This is a genomic window from Bacteroidota bacterium (assembly GCA_016183775.1).
In the GTDB taxonomy this organism is placed as follows: domain Bacteria; phylum Bacteroidota; class Bacteroidia; order JABDFU01; family JABDFU01; genus JABDFU01.
The window spans coordinates 1-6,676 of the sequence record JACPDY010000143.1 but is presented as its reverse complement, the minus strand read 5'-3'; the positions used below and the strand labels follow the sequence as shown (position 1 = coordinate 6,676).

Below are 6,676 nucleotides of genomic sequence, written 5' to 3'. Positions count from 1 at the left end.
GTAACAAAAATATCAAGTCCGGGAGAAGAAACCTTATATAATACATTTGGAACCGGATTTCCTTCCATGTCGGTCATTTGGCCTTTGTTTTCCTGGAATCCTAATGGCTTTTGCCGTGCCATCAATTCTTCGGCTTTAGCCTTTTGATCAGGATCAGAGTGCTCCCCTGCAAACATGTGGCTTGAAATAAGCAGTATACCTATAATACAAAAACTTTGTATTGATTTCATTTTATTTGATCAATAGAGATTATATCGAATAAGATTATTACATGCAATTTTCAAAAAATATTTCGTAAAAATTTGGAGCTTTTGTGCTTTGGTGGCTAAATTCCAATTGCCACGAAAGCACAAAAACACGAAAGCCCACCAAAAAACCTTAATCGATATAACCTCTATTCTATTATTAACTTTTTACTTATATATGCATTATTGTGCAAATTTTTCAGTTGGATCATATAAATACCTTTTGGAAAAATACTAACATCAATTACTGTATTGCCAGTTTGAGATTGATAAGTGCTATACATTGTTTGTCCAAGCAGATTCACCAACTGTATAGTGTAGGCCTTATTTGTTATATCTTCTATTGCTATGCTGACCGTGGCCGGGTTGGGATAAATGCGGAAATTCGCATCTGCCACAGGTTCACTCATACCTGTTACACAATTTACAACCATTGTGGCAGTTACAGTACATTTATTTTCATCACTAACTGTAACGGTATATGTTCCTGCAGCCAGACCTGAAACTGTTTTTACGTTAATACCAACAGTGCCATTAGACCAGCTATAAGTTAATTTGCCAGTACCTCCAATTCCATTAGCAGTCCCTGCTCCGTTGCTTTGTCCGCAAGTTGTCGGGGTCGACGTTGCGGATACGGTTATTTTAGAAGGTGAAATAATAGAAACAATAGTAGTAGAAGAACAACCTACTGCATCGATTACAGTAACTGTATAATATCCGGCACTAAGGCCAGTAACCGTTTGCGAAATTTGTCCACTACTCCATGAATAATTAATTGGCACAGCTCCTGAAGAAAAAGCGGTAGCTGATCCTGTTCCTTCATTACATAATGGTTGCACCACATTAGTTGTTGTAATACAAGCCGATTTAGCCTCTAATGTCTTGAATAGAAGCAATATCGTAAAAATGAAAAGAAATATGAGTGCAAATTGTTTGCTCTCATACGATGGATTAACAATTTTGTTCCACAAGGTTTGAGGGGGTTGCATCTTTTCACAATTCTTGAAAAATGCTTGGTTTTTGGGTAATTGTACAGTGTTCTTCATTGTTTAATTTATTTAGGTTAGTTAAAACTGTTTAAATTTTATTCAGTAGTATACAAACACAGCTGGATCCATACCTTTTCCATTGTAAATACCATCCCAACAAAAATTTGCTTGTTCAGATTCAAATACAGGCACTTTTCGTAATTATTCTTGTCTTGTTTTTCACAAGGTATTTTGATGTGTTCCTGGGTCAAAAACATAAATTTGTATTTATAATAGACAAAGTATAATTTTATATCTTTAATATATTGATAACCAATTAAATAGTTAAAATAAAAATAATTTTTAAAATGAATAATTTGTTTGCTTCAGCAAGCAGGTTTTATTCCATCGAGAAATAGAAATAATGAAAACAAAACGCTCCGAATTATTTGATCTTATAAAGTCGCTTAACAGGCAGGAAAAAAAACGTGTCCGGAAAGAACTTTCATCGAATAGAGCAGATAAAACACTATTGATGCTTTACGACATAATTGATAAACAGAAGGTTTTCGATGATGCGCTTGTTCAGAAAAAATCAGGTTATCCAAAATGGTACCCTCAACTAAAAAAATATTTGTTTGAGAAAATTTCCGATAAGGTCTTTGGCGGCTATTATGACAAAAAACAATATACCTATGTGCTTAAGTTGATCATAATGGCTGAACAATATAAAACAAAAGGCATAATCAGGCAGACACAAAAAATGCTGGAACAGGCATCGGCTATTTGCAGGGATAACGAGTGGTTTGAATACCTGCCTATTATTAACACCAAATTAAATAATTTCCTGGATGATAATTATTTACACAGAGCAAATCATTCGTTTTACCCCAAGGCTTATAAAGAATTGAATCAATCGTATCTGGAAAAAAAATATACTATACTTTTCCGATGCATTGAGTTTTCAAACAATTCAGTTGAATCAGCAATGGTTATCAATGATATCATAATAGATGAATGTTTATCCGATGAAAAATACTTAACATCTTATCGTCAAAAATTAGACTATTATTTATTTTTAGCATCATACTATAAAAACATAGCGCTCAATTACCCTCAATGTTATTTCCATTGCAAAAAGTATCTGGAAGTAAGTCTGGAATTTCAATCAAAAAAAATAAGAAAAGAGCACGACTCTGACAGACAAAAATACCTGCGCGGAATGAGTATAATCACAGGATCATTTAATGTAATTATTTCAGCTATAAATGCAAATTATCTTGAAGATCTTGACGAACAGTTTCATTCACTCATTCAACTTGAAGAAAAATTTAAAGTAAAAAAGAAATACACTACCAATAAATTATTTTTCATTGAGACACTTCAATTGGCATACTTCCAGATTACAACTGCGAAAATAACAAGAAGGGGTTTTGAGTCTTCGGATTTTAATTCATATCTAAAGCGGTATTACCTGCTTGAAAATAAATTATCCCCCCGCATATCAACTATTTGCAATGAACTAATTGCGTTGTGTTTTTTCATGAAGGAAAAATGGAATGATTGCTCATCGATGACCAATAAAATTTTAAATGACTCAGAGCTATATAAAAATTATCCCGAAACGTACGCCAATATTCTGCTACTCACGCTATTTGTGAATTATGAAAAAGGTGATCTTGATATTTTAGATTACAATCTAAGAAAAGCGGAACGATATTTCGAAAATCATTACTCTGCTCTTGGTTATGAAAAAATGATTCTCTTGTTTTTTAATGAAATAGTGCTTAACCATTACACTAACAGTAAAGTTGTGATGAAAAAATATAAAAACAAACTACATCATTTACTTTTAAATGACCGACAGTTCTCTTTAACTTATTTAACCGAGAGGGCCTTTATTGATTTTGAAAGCTGGCTGGAATCAGAAATCAGGGACAGACCCTTTATAGATGTTATAAAGGAGAAGGCAAGAAAAAAATAATATCTATTTGATTACAGTAGCTATGTCATATTATATATAATCACGGCGCAGTCAGGCTAACATTTATATTGCATCCGTTTTTATCTGCAATATTTACCGTATATGCACCCGGGCAAAGTTGATTTTTATACCTGTTCATGTATCCGTCAGGCCAGGAATAGCTGTAAGGACTTGTCCCTCCGGTTGAAGTCACCATGATCCATTCTTTACAACCACAGCTTGTGCAGGTTGCCGTTCCCTTTACAAATAATCCCGATAATGGAGGAGGGGAAATAATAGCTGCACTGACGGATGTCGTACAATTTTTGGAATCTGTAACTGTAACGGTGTAATTTCCTGCGGGCAACCCTGTAGCCGTTTGTGTGTTTTGTCCGTTACTCCAATTGTAGGTAAATGGTGATGATCCGCTGGCTGGGTTAACTGTGACACTGCCATTTGCGTTCCCGTTACAGGTTATGTCTGTTGGAGTGGCCGTAATGTTGACTCCCGGATTAACAGTTACCATTACTGTTGTGGTGGCGGTTGTTCCTCCCGAATCAGTAATTTTTACTGTATAGGTAGTTGTCGATCCCGGACAAGGACTGATATTTTGAGTGTTTGCTCCGGTATTCCATGAATAGGTATAAGGTGTAGAACCTCCGTTACCCATGGCGGTTACAGTCGCGCAGCTGCTCTGGCAAACGCTTGCAGGTGTTGCGGTAACCGACATTCCGCATACACCCGTAACAGTAAGGATTTTCGAGACAGTATCATCAGGGCAAAATGCAATTAATTTTACTGTATATGTGCCGGGCGCGGTATAAGTGTGACTTGGACTTAACAGGTTTGATGTGGTGCCATCTCCAAAATCCCAAAGCCAGGTTTGTACGGAATCCCATAAGCCGCATTGGTTGGAGGTATTAATAAAGCCCGCTGATACATTACAGGCTGCCGAAGGAAGTGTAAAGTTGGCATCGAAGGTTTGAGTAAATCGGCTTACCGCGGGTTGGTCCTGTGCTCCGGCAAATCCGGTTTGAAAAGCACCGGGGGTGACAGGAAAATCATGGGAGTGAGTTGTATTTGTCATAATAAGACTTTCGTTACAGCCGTTTTCAACAAGCGCGATATGGGTTGTGGAAAAATCCGCATCGATACCGGATCCGCCGATCAAACCTGTCCATAATAAATTTGATCCGCTGCTATTCAGTTTTAATAAAGCAACGTTGGTGCCGGTTTTGATATTTTTATAACTACAGCTGGTCATAGGAACATTTGTTGGATATGGAACAGCAACATATGCCTGGTTTTTACTGTTCACCCGTATCGACATTCCATATTCAAGCCCTCCTCCAAAACCAAGGAATGTTGAATAAACCAGGGCTGAACCGGCACTGTTAAGCCTGACAACAAATGGGTTTGACGGGCCGCTGGTAACCGGCCCGTTATAGGATGGATCGTAAGAAGCCGGTGTAGTTGGAAAATTATTAGAAGAAGATGCGCCGGTTACAAAAGCCTCGCCTGCAGCATTCACTCCAATATCATTCGCTATCTCTCCATAAGCGCCTCCGAGATAGGTTGAGTACTTCAGGTCAGTGGCCCCGCCTCCATTTGGACTCAATTTAAATACGATGGCATCAGCGTCCGGGGGAGTACTGCCATTGTAAGTCGGATCAAAACATCCGGCAGTTGTAGGAAAATTATTCGCCGTACTCCAGCCCGTAACATAAACGTCGCCTGGACCGTCAAGCCTGATACGGTATCCGATTTCGCTCGCGCCGTAATTGCCATTGCTTCCTGTGCCTGTATCCGCGGAGCCTCCGATATATGTGGAATACAGAACAGCGCTTCCGCCCGCATTGAGTTTGGTTACAAAAATATCTGAAGGTCCGCCATTGAACGTATTGTCATAGCATCCTGCTGTTACAGGAAAAGCGGGATCGGCAGTTGTGCCGGAAATGAAAGCTTCACCTGCGCCGTTAACAACTATTCCTGATCCCCTGGTGCTTGTGGCACCAAGGTATGTGGAATAAATCAGCGTAGTTCCCGTGGGATTGAGTTTCAATACGAAGGCTTCGGCTACGCCATTATAAGAAACATCAAAAGCGCCGGCAGTGGTCGGGAAATTAGGAGAGGCTGTCTGGCCCGTAACATAAACATTGCCCTGGGTGTCAATATTTATCCCGTTTCCCTCGTCCTTTTGATTTCCACCAACATAGGTGCCGAAAATAATATTTGTTCCGGTGGGGTTAAGTTTAAATACAAAAACATCGGTGGCTAAATTATATGATGCATCATAGTTCCCTGCCTTCGTGGGAAATCCCGTACCATCATACCAACCCGTAACATAGGCGTTCCCCTGGCTGTCCGCTTCTATGTCAAAAATGTAACCCCATGGCGTAAGACCATCCGAGCTTGCCTGCGTTGCTCCGACATAGGTGGAGTAGTATAATATAACGGGATCAATTATAAGATCATTTGCGGGGTCAATATCACTTTGGCAATCAAACCCTACAGTAGTATCATCCACTAAATAATACCGAACGTTGACTTGTTTTTTTACGCCATTTATAACCTGGTAGGAATAGGGAGCAAGGTCTGTTGTGCTTCCCCATTCGGTTTTTATTTCAAGAACACCATCTTTTTTTACTTTTACTTTTTTTATTCCTTCAAAGTTCATTTTTATCTGATCAGGTCTCCCGCCGGGTTTAACGATGTAGTCATATTCGATTTTATTTCCCGAAGAATAATAACGCAGGTCGATCTTATCATACAGGTCGTGATATTGAATAGCGTTATAATCAGGCGTGCTTGTTACAAAGCGCGATGGGTCATTTCCGATCAGGTAATTGATCTTGCTCTTTCGTTCGCCTTCCGAAGTGTATTTTATTTTCTTGTTACACCCCAGGAATTTCATATTCCATACGAGGTATTCATGTTTGTCTCCCGCTGCATTGATTTTGTGAGCTGACCTGTTTTTGGTGTTGTTTTCAACCTCCCTTACACTTGCAAAGCTTATCCCATCTTTCATAAAATACATGTGGATGCCGGAAGTGCCTGATTCAAAAAGAATATTGTCATCCCATTGTCCCAGGTTTTTTCTGAAACCCGGAGAAAGGTTCCGGATATTTTTTTCTATTTCCTTTTTCTTTAAATCAGATAAAGTGGATCCGGAAGTTGCATTACCCTGTGCATTTAAGCTGCAGGCAGGGTAAATGAATGTGAGAAACAGAGCGAGCAAAAGGAATTTAATATTCATCTGTGTATATTTTTAAGCATTTAATGGTCAGATGCCTGCCTGTCGGCAGACAGGGAATAGCCAATATATTCATTTTTCAGTTTGTATGCGCCAGCTTATGGCTATTTCATCTGTATATAATTTAGTTAAGCATTGATATTCAATTTTTTAAGAACAGGTTAAGAGCGTAAATTTTCATCTTCGTACTCCCACACACAATTGCTTGTATGTTTGGTAACAACGGTTGGTGCTTAACCTGTAAACG

Annotated in this window: 4 protein-coding genes; 1 reads left to right on the top strand and 3 read right to left on the bottom strand. The window is 38.7% G+C overall.

Annotated features, from left to right (window positions below):
• A partial coding sequence (locus HYU69_15975; protein ID MBI2271840.1) for a hypothetical protein occupies positions 1-230 on the bottom strand: 230 nt, incomplete at its 3' end.
• Between the two features lie 164 nt (positions 231-394).
• Positions 395-1,234 (bottom strand): T9SS type A sorting domain-containing protein, encoded by an 840-nt coding sequence (locus HYU69_15970; GenBank protein ID MBI2271839.1) that lies wholly within the window; start codon positions 1,232-1,234, stop codon positions 395-397.
• 403 nt (positions 1,235-1,637) lie between these two features.
• Between HYU69_15970 and HYU69_15965 the strand changes: the two genes are divergently transcribed.
• Positions 1,638-3,197, top strand: a complete 1,560-nt coding sequence (locus tag HYU69_15965) for a hypothetical protein (protein MBI2271838.1) — start codon at positions 1,638-1,640, stop codon at positions 3,195-3,197.
• Positions 3,198-3,237: 40 nt separating this feature from the next.
• Here the strand turns inward: HYU69_15965 and HYU69_15960 are convergent, their stop codons facing one another.
• Positions 3,238-6,432: an SBBP repeat-containing protein gene (locus tag HYU69_15960; GenBank protein ID MBI2271837.1), complete on the bottom strand. Its 3,195-nt coding sequence runs from the start codon at positions 6,430-6,432 to the stop codon at positions 3,238-3,240.
• Positions 6,433-6,676: the final 244 nt, after the last annotated feature.

Bases quoted from the DNA above. Each gene is read 5' to 3' on its own strand.
- HYU69_15970 (MBI2271839.1), bottom strand. From the start codon at position 1,234: ATGCAACCCCCTCAAACCTTGTGGAACAAAATTGTTAATCCATCGTAT.
- HYU69_15960 (MBI2271837.1), bottom strand. From the start codon at position 6,432: ATGAATATTAAATTCCTTTTGCTCGCTCTGTTTCTCACATTCATTTAC.
- HYU69_15965 (MBI2271838.1), top strand. From the start codon at position 1,638: ATGAAAACAAAACGCTCCGAATTATTTGATCTTATAAAGTCGCTTAAC.